The sequence below is a fragment of the Veillonella intestinalis genome (assembly GCF_943193155.1).
Classification (GTDB): domain Bacteria; phylum Bacillota; class Negativicutes; order Veillonellales; family Veillonellaceae; genus Veillonella_A; species Veillonella_A intestinalis.
The window spans coordinates 1-16,586 of record NZ_CALPDB010000002.1 but is presented as its reverse complement, the minus strand read 5'-3'; the positions used below and the strand labels follow the sequence as shown (position 1 = coordinate 16,586).

Sequence of the window (16,586 nt, the reverse complement as noted above, 5' to 3'; positions counted from 1 at the left end):
ATTTTAGTGTGTTAGAGGTTTTTCAAACTGTGAAATATTGTCTATTATTGATAGGGTGCATATGGAAAGTAAAAATACGGTGAATTATGCATAATTGCTATATCTATTTTGCGAAAAATTGATTAATTAAGATGTATTATACAAGTCTTTATTGTATAATAAAAAGTGTCAAAAAACTTTTTAAAAATTTTAAAATCGTTAAATTATTATATCTAAATGTTTGACGATTTATTGGACGATACTATTTGACGGAACAGAATTGACGCCAAATAGGTCCTAGGCAGAGGGATTATTATGGCAGCTAAATTGGAAGTACGATTTCTGGGAACACCAGCAATCTTAAAAGACGGGGAGGAAGTATTCTTCTCTTATAACAAGGTCAATGCCTTGGTCTATTATATTCTAGTTCGTGGCACAGTAATGCGTGATGAGTTAAGTGGCATTTTATGGGCAGACAAACCAGATGCAGTAGCACGTAAAAATTTGCGTAATGCTATTTATGAAGCAAAAAAAAATCTAGGCGCTGATACATTTATTTCACCGCGTAAAGCGATAATTAAAGTTAACCCCGCCGTTGATGTAATCATTGATAGTAAATTATTTGAAGCCGATCCTGTAGGACAATTAGAACTATATAAAGGTGATTTTCTACAAGGCTTCTTTATTAAAGATTCCGTAGAGTATGAAGATTGGTATTTAGCTGAACGGAATCGATTAAAAAACTTGTACATGGACGCTATTAGCTCTAAATTACAAAGTGCAGTAGCAGATAAAGATTATAGTACGATTGAACGTCATGGGAAGCTTTTAATTTCTCAAAATCCATATGATGAAAGTGTATATGCTATTGTTTTGCGGGCTTACTGCGAGCAAGGTAAAATGCAACAAGCTATGGAATTGTATGAGGAAATGAAAGCCCTTTTCAAGAAAGAGTTGCAGTCTGATGTATTAGCAGAAATTGATGCTATTATTAAGGATGCTTTGCAACAAGAAGAAAAGAAATTTCAGAATCGGTCTCACCATATTGCAGTCCCTATTGGGCGAGAACGTGAATTAGAAGATATGACAGCTCATATTTGGTCTTTTATGCGTGGGCGAGCTGGAGAAGCATTGATTTTATTAGGCGATGCGGGTAGCGGCAAAAGCACTTTGAAGGACATAGCCTTAGAGAGCTTACAAGATGAAGTAGCAGTCATTCAAACTAATTGCTATCAATTAGAACGAAACTTCTTACTACATCCTTGGACGGAAATCGTTAATGGCTTAGTGCGTTTATTAGAAGCCAATGGTACGATGATTCCTGATTTTGAGTTAAACCGAATTTATGCATTATTTCCTCAAATGGATATGAGTATTGATCGAGATTTAGGTTTAGTAGAAATTAAGGATATTTTAAAATTTGACTCTATATTCCATACATTGTCGACGGTACTTGATGTAGCATCTGCCAATAAAAAATTAATTATTGTATTTGAAGATATTCAGTGGATGGATCCATTGAGTTTGTCTTTATTAAGTACGTTGATTTTACGAAAACAGTCCGATAGAATTTTATTTTTGCTCACAGGGCGAGACTCGCGTGAAAAGGATTTCCAGCATTTTATAACATCTATTGCTGTATATAAACGGCTTCATGTGACTCAGCTTAATCCATTGAATAAAAAGGACATTCGTCGCTATGTTGAAGCAGCCAACTTACCAATGGTGGTAGACGAAGCTTTATTGCAACAATTGCAAATTGAAACAGAGGGGAATTTATTTTTACTAACAGAGTGTTTAAATTCCTTAAAGACTACGGGTACTTTAGATAAATTGACTAATAATATGGCCACTGTTTTTAAAGCTAACTATCTTTCTTTATCTGAAGAACAGCAGAAAATCATTGACTTTATTTCCCTATTCTATAATGGCGCTCCTATCGCTATGATTGGGGAATATATGAAAATGGATACGTTGCGTTTGTTGGAATATTTAGAAGGCTTAGAAGCAAAGAATTTAGTAACGCCATTTTCACAACAAGCAGATGTTCTTTATGAAATTAGTCAGCAGAAGTTAAAAGAGTTCATTCAGCAGCAATTATCGCCTGAAAAATGGAAAATCTTGCATGGTTATTTAGGCTCTTTATGGGAAAAGAAATTAACTCACTCTAAAAAAGACGTAGTTATTTATAAGCATTTAGAATATCACTACGAACAAGCTGGTGAACTTGTTAAAATGGGGCATTATAAACTAAAGGGACTTATGTATTATTTGAACTTTAGTCATGAATTATTCCCTGTATTAAGTTTATCTGAGCCAATGCAAACAGGTGGTGCTAGCTATTTTACAGAAGCTGATACATTGCAGTATTTGAATGATGTTGAAAAAATGATGGAACGCATTCGTGAAACCTGCGGTGCTACAGCGGATGTAAAAAATCTAGAACTCATGTATTTACATTTAATTGGGCGTTATTTTATCCGCGAAGGTAAATATGAAAAAGGTGTTCGCTATATCCTCGATTTAATTGAACAAGCCTTAGAAATGCATAATCGTGATTATACCTTGATGGGGTATAAGCAAATGATTTACTATGACATTCAAACTGGTAATGCGAATGAAATGAAGAATTATCTTGAAATAGCACTCGATTTAGCGGTTGAATGTAATTATCATAAAGAAGTAGGCATTCTTTTGCGTCTTAAAGGGCTTAATATGATTATGCAAGGTGATTTTGATGAGGCGGAACGTCTTTTAAATGAATCTATTGCTACCTTTATGGTGACGCAAACTGTGGCACGGCGCTATGCGTTAAATATTGCGGCTGCTTACAATTACATTGGTGAAATTCGCCGTGGTCGTGGTCAGTTTGAAGAAGCCATTGAATACTATGACAAGGCACTAGCTATTTGTAATGATCAACAAGCTTATAGTTCTTGGGTTGTATTCTCTTGTAATGCAGGGATTGCAGCTTATAATTTGGAGCAATATGAAAAAGCTCAAATTTATTTTGAACAAGCTTACGAATTCTTTAATCGTTATGATTTTTACTGGCGTCGGCCGATTGTTGAATCCTATTTGGCTTTATTGGCTATGCGTGAAGGGCAAGAATCAGCGGCTATACAATATATTGATGATGCTATGGCTAAATTGACGATGATGAATAACCCGCAAGAAGTAGGGTATGTAAATATGGTGATTGCTTTAATTAAAGCTGAATATCCACAATCTGAGATTAGCAAACATTATCGAGGGAGTATAGGCATGTATTCGGGAAGAGCGTTGCGATATCTTGATGTATATCGTGATACGCATGAACGAGCTCGTTTAGAATCCATTAATGAAGGCTAAGTATTCAGTTTTCAAAGAGATAGATGATATCATCTATCTCTTTTTTTGCTTTCTCAATTTAGCCTGATAGAGAAGTAGTTAGTTACCTTAATAAAAAACGTCGAAAAAAGGTCTATTTATCAAGTAGAAAATTATCATTCTCATAAGTTATATTAATAATCTTTTTATTGAAATTTGATGACAAATTATTTATACTTAAAAAAGTTTGACAATTTTACGACAAACGAGAGGTATACTATAGAAAAGTAAATATTTACTAAAGCCGGACTTTTTTCATTGTAAATTATTGTAGTAAAGGAGTTGAACGTGTATGGATATTTTATTGAATCCCATAGTGGTATCAGTTATTGTGATGTCAGCCGTTTGTTTAATGAAAATGAACGTGCTACTAGCTGTTATCATTGCTGCTCTTGTAGCAGGCACTATTGGTGGTATGTCAATTAGTGACACCGTAGGATCCTTGATTAATGGGATGGGTGGCAACTCTGAAACAGCTCTAAGCTATATCTTATTAGGGGCATTAGCTGTAGCAATTGGCCGCTCTGGTTTAGCTGCTGTAGTATCTCGTAAGATTACGCAAGTAGTAGGTAGTAAGAAAATTGCTTTCACATTCTTAATTGCCTTTGTAGCTTGTTTTTCTCAAAACTTGATTCCAGTACACATTGCATTTATTCCTATTTTAATTCCACCATTATTAGCTTTAATGAATCATATGAAATTGGACCGTCGTGCAGTAGCTTGTGCGTTAACATTTGGTTTAAAAGCGCCATATGTTAGTTTGCCAGTTGGTTTTGGTCTCTTATTTATGACAATTCTTAAAGACCAAATGGTAGCCAATGGGGTAGATGTTTCCATCAGCGATATATCTTCAGTTATGTGGATTGGCGGTTTATCTATGTTAGTTGGCTTAATTTTAGCCGTATTCTTCTATGCTAAAGATCGTCATTACGAAGATTTACCAGTTATTGGTGCTGATGAAAATCCTGAAGATGTAACTATGACAAAAGATTGCTGGCTAGCATTATTAGGGGCGGCGGTAGCCTTTGTAGCGCAATTATATTTCAAATCCTTACCAATTGGTGCTATGTGTGGTTTAGGTGTTATGATTGTAACTGGTGGCATCAAATGGAAAGATATGGATAATATGATGGACGGCGGCGTACGCATGATGGGCTTCATCGCATTTGTAATGTTAGTTGCAGCTGGCTATGCTAATGTGCTTCGTGAAACACAATCTGTTCAAACTTTAGTTGAAGCAACTACAGCTATTATTGATACAAAATTTGCTGGTGCTTTACTTATGTTATTAGTTGGTCTCTTAATTACTATGGGTATTGGTACTTCTTTTGGTACAATTCCAGTTATCGCGTCTATTTACATTCCAATGGGGACGCAATTAGGATTTGGTGTACCTGCTATTATCCTTCTTATTGGTATTGCAGCCGCTTTAGGTGATGCTGGTTCACCAGCTTCTGACTCTACATTAGGACCAACTTCTGGTTTAAATGCGGATGGTCAGCATAATCATATTTGGGATACTTGTGTACCAACCTTTATATTCTATGATATTACTTTAATTATCGGTGGTGTTATCGGGGCATTAATGCTCGGATAAGTTTAATTAACTAGGCATAATTAGGAGATAATTGTAATGATAAAAACTGTTAAAGCAATTAAAGAAGTAGTATTAACTGGCAATGATTTAACCTTAGCTGAATTAATGGCGGTAGCTCGTTATGATGCTAAAGTTGTATTACCAGAATCAACAATTGAAAATATTAAAGCCTCTCGTGCTATTGTAGATAATATTGTGAACAGCAATGCTGTAGTATATGGTATTACAACCGGTTTTGGTTCTTTATGTCGTGTACATATTTCTAAAGAAGATTGCTCCCAATTACAAGAAAACTTAATTCGTACACATGCTTGTGGTTTTGGTAAGCCATTTAGTCGTGAAGCGACTCGAGCTATGATGTTAATTCGTGCTAATGCATTAGTAAAAGGGTATTCAGGGATTCGTTTAGAAACCTTAGAAACCTTAATTGCTATGATTAATAAAGGTGTGCATCCATACATTCCTGAAAAAGGATCTTTAGGTGCATCTGGTGACTTAGCACCATTATCTCATATGGTATTGCCAATGCTTGGCCTTGGTGATGCAGAATTTGAAGGACAAGTTGTGCCAGGTAAAGACGCAATGGCTAAAGCAGGGATTCCTATTATTGCGTTAGAAGCTAAAGAAGGCTTGGCACTTATTAATGGCACGCCAGTACTAACTGCAGCAGGGGCGTTGGCTCTTTGGGAAGGTTTATGCCTTCTAAAATTAAGCGATATTGCAGCTGCTTTATCAGCGGAAGCTATGCGTGGTATTATTAATGCGTATGACGAACGGATTCATACGATTCGTCCTCATAAAGGGCAATTAGACACAGCACGTAATATGCGCGAATTATTAAAGGGAAGTACATCAATTACACAGCAAGGTGAATTGCGAGTTCAAGATCCATATTCCTTGCGTTGTGTACCACAAGTACATGGTGCTTCTAAGGACGCGTTAGCTTTTGTTAAAGAAAAAGTGGATATTGAAATTAACTCTGTTACAGATAATCCAATTATTTTACCAGATGGTGATGTTATTTCTGGTGGTAACTTCCACGGACAGCCAATGGCACTTCCATTTGACTTCCTTGGCATTGGTTTAGCTGAAATTGCCAATATTTCAGAACGCCGTTTAGAACGATTACTCAATAATTCATTGAGTGGCTTCCCATCATTCTTAGTAAAACATTCTGGCTTAAATTCCGGCTTTATGATTACTCAATATGCAGCGGCTGCTTTAGTAAGTGAAAATAAAGTGTTGGCTCATCCTGCTTCCGTTGACTCCATTCCTTCGTGTGAAAATCAGGAAGATTTGGTAAGTATGGGCGCTCATGCAGCTCGCAAAGCAGGGGAAATTGCTGATAATGTACGACGTGTAGTGGCTACTGAAATTTTAGCTGCTTGTCAAGCCATTGACCTTCGTGAAGATGAATTTACTTTAGGTGTTGGCACAGCAGCGGCTTATAAAGCTGTTCGTGCAAGCAATAAATTTATCGACTATGATAAAGATATTGAAATGTTTAAAGAGTTAGAAAAAATAACTGCTATTGTAGCTGATGGTACTTTACTAGAAGCTGTAGAAGATGTAGTAACTCTTGAAATTTAATATAACTTACTAATTACTTGCCCTCAAGTAAGATAGAAGAACTCCTTAGGCCATCGCTATTTATTGTTAGGACCATAGCGTGATTGGCATAGGGAGTTCTTTATTTATAAGTATCGATATGATATAATTGATTTGTAATTGATTATGGTTATTGATTGTAATTTTTGTTTATATAAATTGGTAAACAAAAATTCATAAATAGTTGAATCATGTATAGTAGGTAATCATACATTGTAAGTGTATATAATATATGGAGGAGTCATAGATGAAAACATATGATATTATTGTTGTTGGTACTGGCGGTGCTACAATTGTAGCTGATGCGGCCATTAGCAAAGGTAAACGGGTAGCCATTATTGAAAAAGGCAAATTTGGTGGCACTTGTTTAACTCGTGGCTGCATTCCTACAAAGGTAATGGTTACTGTGGCCGATGCAGTTCGTGAAATTGAAGAATTACCTAAAATTGGGGTAAAAGTTCAGCCAGCGATCATTGATTGGGAATTGATGTCAAAACGTGTATGGCAAAAAATTGATGAAAGTAAAGGGGTAGAAGCATATTACGATAAGTTTGATAATGTAGATGTGTATCGTGGTGCCGCTACGTTTGTAAAAGATAAAGTATTGACCGTGACATTAAATACAGGAGAAGTGACCGAAGAAATTACAGCACCTATTATTGTTTTAGGTGTTGGGGGCCATACCAAAGTAAATCCTATTAAAGGCTTAGAAGAAGCTGGTTATATGAGTAGTGAAAGCCTATTCGGCCATAAATATCCGCAGACTCCACTTAAATCCTTAGTAGTTATGGGTGGGGGCCCGATTGGGACTGAATTTGCTCATGTATTTGCTGCTGCAGGGACGAAGGTTACTTTAATTCAGCATAATGTACGTTTGTTACCTAAAGAAGATGCCGAAATTTCTGAACAGATTTATAAAGATATTACACGTTTAGGTATTGATGTTATTTTAAATCAAGAACCTGAAGAAGTGCGTGTAGAAAATGGCGAAAAGGTTGTTGTAATTCGTGATCGTAAGACTGGTGAAGTTCGTGAAATACGTGGGGAAGAAATTCTTATGGCTTCTGGCATTAAACCAGCTACTGAAGAACTTAAACTTGAGAATACATCAATTCAAACCAAACGAGGTGGTTGGATTGTTACTAATGAATTTTTAGAAACTTCTGTAGATGGTGTGTATGCTTTAGGTGATGTGAATGGGGAGGCGCCATTCCGTCATAAAGCCAATTATGAAGCTGATATTTTAGCGCATAATTTATATCATGCCACAAGTCCACAAGACTTCCGTTGGGCTCGCTATGATTTAGTGCCAGCAGTAACCTTTACATATCCTCAAGTAGGTCATGTTGGTTTAACAGAGCAAGAAGCCATTGAAAAAGGCTATGAAGTTAAAACGGGTAAGAACTTCTACTCATCTTCTGCTAAGGGATTTGCCATGGGTTTTGATCCAGGCGATGAGAATGATGGCTTTGTAAAAATTGTGGTCGATACAAAAACAAATCACATTTTAGGCGTTCATGTTATTGGTCCACAGGCGTCGATTTTGTTCCAGCCATTTGTTAACTTACTCAATAGCGGAGATACACCATTAGTGCCTATTAATGAGGAAATTGGTTCTACTTTGACTAAACAACTTCGTCAAGAGGGCTTAGTTCGTAAGATGGATCCTCATTCAGTGATTACAGTTGGCGAAACAATGTCGCCACATCCAACCTTGTCAGAGGTTATTATGTGGACTCAAGTATACTATGAGCATCGTTGGTAAGATACACTTTGTAAAAAGACTGTAATATTTGAATATATAAAATACCTTTCTTAGTTTGTTTGATTCTTGATGCTAGCTTATTGTAAGCTAGTTATTTAGAAATATAAAAACTGAGAAAGGTATTTTTTACATTATTTTGTATTGATAATCGATGAGAAAAGATGTATACTAGGGATACTGATTAGAGCATGAATTTATGGATGTATTGAAGAATACAGTAGGAGAAGGGTATGCAAGAACAATTAATTCGATGGTTTGTTAAAGACTATGATTGTATTAAAGCGCCTGCAGTGCGTACACGGTATGGCAATTTAACAAGTATAGTTGGTATTGTCACTAATTTAATCATTTCATTGGGTGAATTAATTGTAGGCTTTTTAATTGGCTCTATTGCAATGGTCAGCGATGCTATTCATGATTTAGCTGATGCTGGGGGATCTACTATATCGTTGCTAAGTTTTAGATTTTCTGCCAAAAAAGCTGACCAAGAGCATCCTTATGGTCATGGGCGTATAGAATATTTGTTATCAATAGGATTTTCTATATTGCTTTTTGTGGTAGCTATACAACTACTGATTGAGTCAGTAGGGCGTATTTTTAAACCTGAAATTGTGGATTTCTCCATTTGGGCTTTACTTGTTATGCTCTGTGCTATGGGGTTAAAAGTTTGGTTATATACCTTTTTTAAATCTATTGGCGAGCGGATTAATTCTCCCATATTAAAAGCCAATGGCTTGGAGTATTTATCTGATGTATGGGCTACCTTAGGTATTACGATTGGCTTAGTTGTAGGTGGCCTTTTTAAAATTCCTGTAGATGGTTATTTAGGCGCTATTGTCTCCTTGATGATTGGTCGTGCGGGGTATCATGTGTTGGCTGATGCTATTAGTCGATTGTTAGGCAATGAGCCGAGTCCTGAGATGGTAAAGGATATTGCTAATTTTGTGAAATCATATCCTGGTGTTTTGGGAATTCATGATTTAATGATTCATGACTATGGTCCAGGCCATGTATTTGCTAGCATTCATGTGGAAGTAGATGCTAAAGAAGATGTAATTAAAAGTCATAGTTTAATTGATAGAATTGAACGAGATGCGCAAAAAGAATTATATCTTCAGTTAACCATTCATATGGATCCTCTATTAATAACTAAAGAGTCGATGGCATTATATGATAAAATTCATACTGTAGTTAAAGCGTATGATGAAAAATTGAGTATTCATGACTTACGGGCTGTAAAGAGTGATGATAAAACGCATATTTTATTTGATTTAGTCGTGCCTTATTCGGATAGACAACGAATGGATACCATTGCACAAGCGATTAAGAAAATTTTAGAAGCCATGGATCCTACCTTTGAGATTACTATTACAGCTGAACATAGTTATACAGGCGATGAAAATATTCATGATTATGATTAAATTATGTTTAAAGCATAACAAAAGAGGCGCTCTCTTAAGAGAGCGCCTCTTTTGTTGTAAGAATATTATTTAGTAGTTTATGACTACTGCAAACACGGAGAACGATTATAAATCTATAAGATTAGCTATCTTTTTACATTTAAATTTATTCAGCTAATTCAGGTTTAATTGTTTCTACACGACCTGCGTTTAAATCTTCTGGATATCCATTTTTAGCAAAATCAGCTGCTGCTACAAATAGAATATCGGTGGAGGAGTTAAGGGCTGTTTCAGTGGAGTCTTGTAATACCCCAATAATAAAGCCAACACCAACAACTTGCATTGCAATATCGTTAGAAATGCCAAATAAACTACATGCTAATGGAATAAGTAATAGGGAACCACCGGCCACTCCAGAAGCACCACAAGAACCAATAGTGGCAATAATACTTAATAAAATGGCTGTACTAAAATCAACTGGAATTTGTAATGTATTAACGGCTGCTAATGTCATAATAGTGATTGTAATAGCAGCACCGGCCATATTAATAGTGGCACCTAGTGGAATTGCAATTGAGTATAAATCAGGGGATAGACCAAGTCGTTTAGCCATATTCATATTTACAGGAATATTGGCTGCGGAACTACGGGTAAAGAAGGCCGTAATGCCAGATTCACGCAAACACTTAAACGTAAGAGGGAATGGATTACGTTTCATAACAGCAAATACAATAATTGGATTTACAACTAAGGCAACAAAGAACATACTTCCTAGTAAAGTGCCTAGTAATACAGCGTATTCAAGTAATGCTTCAATACCATTAGTGGCAATAGATTCAGCTACTAAGCCCATGATACCAAATGGTGCTAAACGAATAACCCATTGTACTACTGTTGTAATTGCATCTGAAATACCAACAAAGACATCTTTAATTTCATCTTTAGCATGACGAAGGGCAAACCCGATAACTACAGACCAGCCGAGAATACCAATATAGTTACCAGTCATGATTGCATGAAGTGGATTATCGACAATATTACGTAAAAGAGTAATTAATACTTCTGCAATCCCTTCTGGTGCTTTGGTATCTTGTGTTACAGCAGTTAAATGCAAGGTTGCAGGGAATAAATAACTGGCAAATACAGCAATTAAAGCAGATAAGAACATACCAATCACATACATGCTGATAATTTGCTTCATTCCAGAGCTTTGTCCTGCTTTGTGACGACATACAGCCGCAATAACTAAGAAAAATACAAGTAACGGTGCAATTCCTTTTAATGCACCAACAAAAATAATGCCTAATAAAGATAAATCCTTGCCAATGTCAGGGTTAATTAGGGAAATACAAATCCCTATTACGAGGCCAACCATAATTTGATAAATTAATGGGACTCGGTTAAAAATCTGCAAAATTTGTTTCATAATCATCTCTCCTTACATATAAAGAATGTTTCATTCATGATGGACATATGTCATTATAATACGGACAAAAAATAATAGCAAGAGGAAATTTAAAAATTTTTTGTCTTTTTTTACAAGTTTAAATTTTTCTTTAGTAACGCCGTATATATAGGCTATATTGTATTCAAAATGCAGGGACTAACTTTACAAATAACCATATCATTAGGTATACTAAAAGAATATACAAGAAGGTATGAAGAAGTTAGGTAGTATAGGTTTGGCAGAATGAGAGTGAAGAAGGATATGGATGGGAATACAACGAGACAATCGTTACAATTTACAAATCATGCAGAGAAAGAAGTATTTGTACAAGGCGTATTTTCTCATATTGCAAAGCATTATGATTTGATGAACTCATTGTTGAGTTTCCATCAAGATGCCTATTGGCGTCGTTTTGCAGTAGAAAAGTTAGGCTTAGCAGAGGGTATGCAGCTATTAGATGTGGCTTGTGGCACAGGGATGCTTACTAAGGAAGCTTTGCGGCAGATGCCTTCTTTACATATTGAAGCGTTAGATTTTAGTCCTGAAATGTTGGCTCAAGGGGAAGTGCGCTTGCATGAAGCGGGGTTACTTGATCGAGTCAACTTAGTGGAAGGGGATGCTATGAATTTACCTTACGAGGCGAATTCATTTGATTGTGCAATGAGTGCATTTGCCCTTCGTAATGTACCCGATATAATTAAAACATTAAGTGAAATGAAGCGTGTTGTAAAACCGGGTGGTCGTGTCGTTACTTTAGAGCTAGCGAAACCGACTGCTTTAGGATTTAAACAATTATATTATTTATATTTTGAAAAGATATTGCCTATTTTAGGAAAACTTAGTAAGGATAATTCTTCCTATGCGTGGTTACCTGAATCTTTACGGCGGTATCCTCATCAATCCAAAGTTCTAGAGTATTTTAAAGAAGTTGGTTTTGAAGAGGCTGCTTATTATGAATTGACTGGTGGAATTGTAGCTGTTCATGTAGGGATAGTACCTGAGAAGAAATAATAAATTAATAATAAATAATTAGTGTAATAGTAAAAAGGCTGTAACCTGAATGTGGAATAAATCCGCATTTGGTTACAGCCTTTATTTTACTTATTTAGTTTATGTAGCTGATTTAGTTTGTGTAATTATCAGTTAATAGTTACAGCTCTAAATTAATATACGTAGAATGTAAGATCTACATCTTTACTTACAGTAATATCACCTTGTTCTACTGGTGTTGAAGAACTTAAAGCAGCATCAGCCATTTTGTACATGCGTAAGGACGTATTTTCCATAGTGTAAGTATTAGTTGAACCTACGGAAGCATCTTTAATGCTGCCAAGTTGTTGGCCTAATGCATTAGCAATTACTTCGGCTTGATAGCGACCATTTTTTACTGCTTCCGCAGTTAATTGGTCTGTTAAGCTTTGATCTACATCAGCTTGGAAGCTAAGTGATTGGATATTATTAGCGCCAGCAGCTACTGCATTATCAATGGTTTGGCTAATTTTGTTTAAATCATTGATGCGTACAGTAACGGTATTGGAAATTACATAGGATGTAATTTTTTCTTGTTGCTCATTGTTTTTAAGTGGGCGATATTCTGTGCGTGGGGATACAGAGAAATTGGAAGTTTGGATTAAGTTTTTATTAATACCAAGATTTGTTAAACGAGAAATTAAATCGCTCATTACACGATCATTAGTAGTTTTAGCAGCGTTAACAGTAGCAGCTTCACTAGTAATACCTAAACGCAACAAAGCATAGTTTGGCGCTACAGAACGAGTAGCAGTGCCACTAACATGAATTTGTGCACCAGTATCAGCTGGAGCAGCGGCTAATGCAGAACCTGTAAAGCCAGCAGCTAAAGCGGCGATTAATAAACCACGAGTTACAGTTTTTTTCAATTGAAGTTTCATAATAGACTCCTTTTTAATTCATAGACTTATTTACATTCGTAGAATGTGTTTTTATGAATCACTGATATAGAATCTACTCAGTGAGGACATAATTACACTTCTAAATTGATAGTAGGTTTTAGCTAACCTATTAATAGTATAGCAAAAATAAGGAGTTTAGCCAAATTTAATATGACTTTTACTCATATTGAAGAATAAAAAAGACTTAATATGCCCATATAGTATGGACATTTTTAGTGGATATCTATAGAGAGATGACATATATTTTTGAATCATGACGTTTTATTTATAACGATAAGTTAAAATTAAATGAATTATTAAAATAAGCATTAAAACAAGAAGAAATTTTAAAATTATATCACATATAAAGCTGTGACTATAAGTAATTTGACATTTTCCTTAAATTTATTATAATTTTATATAACTTATATAATTAAAATTTGTTTTTGTGTTTTTTGTGTAAAATTTTTAAAAGAGGTGTTAGTATGAAGTCATGGAAAAAATATGTTGCTGTGTTAGGTGTAGTTAGTGCTTTGGGGCTAGGCGTTAATGCAGTAGAGGCAGCTGATTGGTATTATGTAGGGGAAAGTGCTAGTGGGGATCAAATTTCCATTGACAATAGCACTGTGCAAAAAGATTCCGATTTAGCTGTGCTGTGGGTGCGTATTAATGAGCCAAGTGGTGAATATTATTATGAGCGCATGCGCTTAAATCGTCATGACTATACAATTCAGACATTAGAATTGCAACCATACTATGCTGATGGTACTCCATATGCAGAAGATGAGTACGAATATGATCAAACTGAAGATACTATTGTGCCTGATAGCGTTGGGGAAGAACTATATCAGTTGGTTTGGGGCCATAGATAAGTAGCTTGGAAAAATAGTAATATACTCAGTTGTGTTATGTAATGGTATTTCTCAAATGAAAGTTATACTATTTGATATCTTTTGGTTTAGTTAAATTACTTAGTGGAGAAGTTTTTCTTAGTGAGGGTGTAAGTTGGGCTAAGGGTAGACAATTTTATAAAATAGTGGTACTGTAGAAAGAGATATTTCGATATATTTAGATATAAAGGAGTCAGTTTTATGAACCCTATTGATGTATTATTAAATCACCGAACTATTCGTGAATTTAAATCAAGTCCAATTCCACCTCAACAATTGAGTATTTTATTAGATGTAGCTAAGCGTACAGCTAGTAGTCAAGGTATGCAAAGTTTTAGTATTATCCGTATTGTGGATCCATCACTGAAAGCACAAATTTCTGAAATTTGTAATCAGGAATATGTAGCACGGGTGCCAGAATTATTTATATTTTTAGTAGATGCGTACCGTAATTCTAGAATTGCGCGTGAACAAGGGGTTGTATCTGATACGGAACGTGATAGTGATCGCTTTTTCCAGGGCTGGACAGATGCTAGTTTAGCTGCGCAGAATATGGTGGCTGCTGCTGAAATGGCAGGGTTCGGTACGGTTTACTTTGGCAGCATTTTAAATAATGTGCCAAAAATGATTGAATTGTTAAAATTGCCAGAGCTAACATTCCCTATGCTAGGCTTAGGGATTGGCGTACCAAATCAAAAGCCACAATTAAAGCCGAGAATGCCACGTGAGGCTAATGTATTTGATGATTCCTATACAGTATTTGATTCGTATAAGGAATTATTAGAAGATTATGATGAGGAAATGGAGCAATATTACGATATGCGTGATACCAATCGTCGTGTTGATTCTTTTTCTAAACAGATTGCTAGCAAACAGCCAGTGCCAATGCGTCAAAAATTGATTCAACAAGCAGAAGCACAAGGTTTTAAATTTTCTGATGTAAAAAATTAATAGACCTTTATAACCGTTTGGTTTAGCACATGAAGATGCTGGCTACTTGCAAATGGCGAGTAGCCAGTTTTTATTAAATAATAGAGGAAGTATATGACTGTATATGATATTGCTATTGTAGGTGGTGGCCCAGCAGGACTTTCAGCAGCTCTTACAGCGCGTGTCCATAATAAATCTGTTATTCTTTTCGAAGCCGCTGGATTTAGTGATAAGTTGCGTAGAGCGCACCGAATTGATAATTATCCTGGAATTATGACCATTAGTGGTCCTGATTTTATGGATCAATTGTTAGAACAAACGTTGGCGTACGAACCTACTATTGCAAAAGAACGAGTGCAATCTGTTTTTATAGGGGCGCCGTTCACAATTATGACTGATGAAAATGTATATCAAGCAAAAAGTGTAATTCTAGCTACTGGTGTTACTATGAGTAAAACTGTGCCAGGCGAGCGTGCTTTATTAGGACGCGGGGTAAGTTATTGTGCTAGCTGTGATGGTCATTTTTTTGAAAACAAAGATATTGCTGTATATATAAATACATTAGCGTATCAACAAGATGTAGAGTTATTAGCTTCATTAGCAAAAACAATTAATTTGTATATTGGTGGAGCTTTACAGTTACCTGCAGAGTGGTTAGCCGCGTTGCCAGCTTCAGTTGTTGTGCATAAGCGAGCTATCGTAAACGGCGTTGTAGGTGAACAAAAGGTAACTGCTATTGAAACCAATGAGGGGACTAAAGATGTAGATGGCGTGTTTTTCTTGCGTGATGCTTGTCCACCTGAAAATATTGTAGAAGGTGTTCATTTAGATGGAACGTCTGTGGCAGTAGGACGCAATATGGAAACGAACTATAAAGGTCTTTTTGCAGCTGGTGATGTGGCTGGAACACCATTACAAGTTGCGAAAGCTGTTGGTGAGGGGCAAATGGCTGCTTTTAGTGCAGTAGCCTTTGCTAGTGCCAACTAGTAATTGGTAATATTTTTTTAGAAGTGGTCTGGAGAGCATATTCTCTGGGCCATTTTTTATAAGAGATTTGGGATATTTTTTATAAGGAGTTTTAGCGGCAAGGTATTTTAGTGTTTGTTTAAAGACACATAGGGTGCCTTTAAGTAAATAAAAGAGCCTAAATGTTAATCGTATCTGTATAGTGGTTGAAGGTATAAGGTTATTTTAGAAAATTTTGTAAAAAATAAAATTTAGGGGTTGACGACATGTCAATAAATCGGTATACTAATCAAGTCGCTGTTACTGAGACATTATTAAACACCAAAATACAAAGAATTATTCGAATTTAATTGTTAAAATAAATGATTAAAAATTCTTTGAAAAAGTGGTTGACATGATGTTTCTGACGTGGTAGTATATACAAGACGTCGCAACAAGCGATGTAGCAGATCTTTGAAAACTGAACAATGTAAGGTAATCATTTCTAACGAAATGAACATAGCCAGAGTGCGGGTTTCAACAACGTTGAAACCAACCAAATAAATTCTAAGTTAGATAACTTCGGTTAAGCTAACAACAACGAAAAACGAGCTAGCAGATAGCTCCAAGATATCTTGGAGAGTTTGATCCTGGCTCAGGACGAACGCTGGCGGCGTGCTTAACACATGCAAGTCGAACGGAGAGCGATGGAAGCTTGCTTCTATCAATCTTAGTGGCGAACGGGT

11 protein-coding genes and 1 rRNA gene are annotated in these 16,586 nt (G+C 35.8%); 10 read left to right on the top strand and 2 right to left on the bottom strand.

Features of this window, described 5'->3' with window-relative positions; translation table 11 throughout:
• Positions 1-294 precede the first annotated feature (294 nt).
• The 5 genes from NFR44_RS02485 (at position 295) to NFR44_RS02465 (ending at position 9,739) form a co-directional block, all read left to right on the top strand.
• Positions 295-3,330 carry an ATP-binding protein gene (locus NFR44_RS02485; RefSeq protein WP_251440830.1) on the top strand — a complete coding sequence of 1,012 codons (3,036 nt, stop codon included), beginning with the start codon at positions 295-297 and terminating at the stop codon, positions 3,328-3,330.
• Positions 3,331-3,640: 310 nt separating this feature from the next.
• Complete coding sequence (locus tag NFR44_RS02480) at positions 3,641-4,945, top strand: Na+/H+ antiporter family protein (protein ID WP_251440828.1); 1,305 nt, start codon at positions 3,641-3,643, stop codon at positions 4,943-4,945.
• Positions 4,946-4,981: 36 nt separating this feature from the next.
• A complete protein-coding gene (gene hutH, locus NFR44_RS02475) occupies positions 4,982-6,535 on the top strand; it encodes a histidine ammonia-lyase (protein WP_251440826.1) in 1,554 nt (517 codons plus the stop codon).
• 265 nt (positions 6,536-6,800) lie between these two features.
• Positions 6,801-8,318: a dihydrolipoyl dehydrogenase family protein gene (locus tag NFR44_RS02470; protein WP_251440822.1), complete on the top strand. Its 1,518-nt coding sequence runs from the start codon at positions 6,801-6,803 to the stop codon at positions 8,316-8,318.
• Positions 8,319-8,548: 230 nt separating this feature from the next.
• Positions 8,549-9,739 (top strand): cation diffusion facilitator family transporter, encoded by a 1,191-nt coding sequence (locus NFR44_RS02465; protein ID WP_251440819.1) that lies wholly within the window; start codon positions 8,549-8,551, stop codon positions 9,737-9,739.
• 145 nt (positions 9,740-9,884) lie between these two features.
• Here the strand turns inward: NFR44_RS02465 and sstT are convergent, their stop codons facing one another.
• Entirely contained in the window at positions 9,885-11,144 is a 1,260-nt protein-coding gene (gene sstT, locus NFR44_RS02460) for a serine/threonine transporter SstT (protein ID WP_251440816.1), read from the bottom strand.
• Between the two features lie 282 nt (positions 11,145-11,426).
• Here sstT and NFR44_RS02455 point away from each other — a divergent pair, with 282 nt between their 5' ends.
• Positions 11,427-12,176: a class I SAM-dependent methyltransferase gene (locus tag NFR44_RS02455; protein WP_371875172.1), complete on the top strand. Its 750-nt coding sequence runs from the start codon at positions 11,427-11,429 to the stop codon at positions 12,174-12,176.
• 152 nt (positions 12,177-12,328) lie between these two features.
• On the opposite strand, the gene NFR44_RS02450 is transcribed toward NFR44_RS02455, so the two are convergent.
• On the bottom strand, positions 12,329-13,075 hold the full coding sequence (locus NFR44_RS02450; RefSeq protein ID WP_251440813.1) for an SIMPL domain-containing protein: 747 nt from the start codon (positions 13,073-13,075) through the stop codon (positions 12,329-12,331).
• A 485-nt stretch (positions 13,076-13,560) separates the two neighbouring features.
• Here NFR44_RS02450 and NFR44_RS02445 point away from each other — a divergent pair, with 485 nt between their 5' ends.
• The 4 genes from NFR44_RS02445 to NFR44_RS02430 all read left to right on the top strand — a co-directional run.
• Positions 13,561-13,947: a hypothetical protein gene (locus tag NFR44_RS02445; RefSeq protein WP_251440810.1), complete on the top strand. Its 387-nt coding sequence runs from the start codon at positions 13,561-13,563 to the stop codon at positions 13,945-13,947.
• A gap of 219 nt (positions 13,948-14,166) precedes the next feature.
• Positions 14,167-14,916 carry an NADPH-dependent oxidoreductase gene (locus NFR44_RS02440; protein WP_251440807.1) on the top strand — a complete coding sequence of 250 codons (750 nt, stop codon included), beginning with the start codon at positions 14,167-14,169 and terminating at the stop codon, positions 14,914-14,916.
• 93 nt (positions 14,917-15,009) lie between these two features.
• Positions 15,010-15,882, top strand: coding sequence for an NAD(P)/FAD-dependent oxidoreductase (locus NFR44_RS02435; RefSeq protein ID WP_251440805.1), 873 nt, complete (start codon positions 15,010-15,012; stop codon positions 15,880-15,882).
• Positions 15,883-16,472: 590 nt separating this feature from the next.
• A 16S ribosomal RNA gene (locus tag NFR44_RS02430) occupies positions 16,473-16,586 on the top strand; the annotation flags it as partial.

Excerpts from the sequence above, each read along its gene's own strand:
- NFR44_RS02485 (WP_251440830.1), top strand. The coding sequence starts at position 295 with ATGGCAGCTAAATTGGAAGTACGATTTCTGGGAACACCAGCAATCTTA.
- NFR44_RS02480 (WP_251440828.1), top strand. The coding sequence starts at position 3,641 with ATGGATATTTTATTGAATCCCATAGTGGTATCAGTTATTGTGATGTCA.
- hutH (WP_251440826.1), top strand. The coding sequence starts at position 4,982 with ATGATAAAAACTGTTAAAGCAATTAAAGAAGTAGTATTAACTGGCAAT.
- NFR44_RS02470 (WP_251440822.1), top strand. The coding sequence starts at position 6,801 with ATGAAAACATATGATATTATTGTTGTTGGTACTGGCGGTGCTACAATT.
- NFR44_RS02465 (WP_251440819.1), top strand. The coding sequence starts at position 8,549 with ATGCAAGAACAATTAATTCGATGGTTTGTTAAAGACTATGATTGTATT.
- sstT (WP_251440816.1), bottom strand. The coding sequence starts at position 11,144 with ATGAAACAAATTTTGCAGATTTTTAACCGAGTCCCATTAATTTATCAA.
- NFR44_RS02455 (WP_371875172.1), top strand. The coding sequence starts at position 11,427 with ATGGATGGGAATACAACGAGACAATCGTTACAATTTACAAATCATGCA.
- NFR44_RS02450 (WP_251440813.1), bottom strand. The coding sequence starts at position 13,075 with ATGAAACTTCAATTGAAAAAAACTGTAACTCGTGGTTTATTAATCGCC.
- NFR44_RS02445 (WP_251440810.1), top strand. The coding sequence starts at position 13,561 with ATGAAGTCATGGAAAAAATATGTTGCTGTGTTAGGTGTAGTTAGTGCT.
- NFR44_RS02440 (WP_251440807.1), top strand. The coding sequence starts at position 14,167 with ATGAACCCTATTGATGTATTATTAAATCACCGAACTATTCGTGAATTT.
- NFR44_RS02435 (WP_251440805.1), top strand. The coding sequence starts at position 15,010 with ATGACTGTATATGATATTGCTATTGTAGGTGGTGGCCCAGCAGGACTT.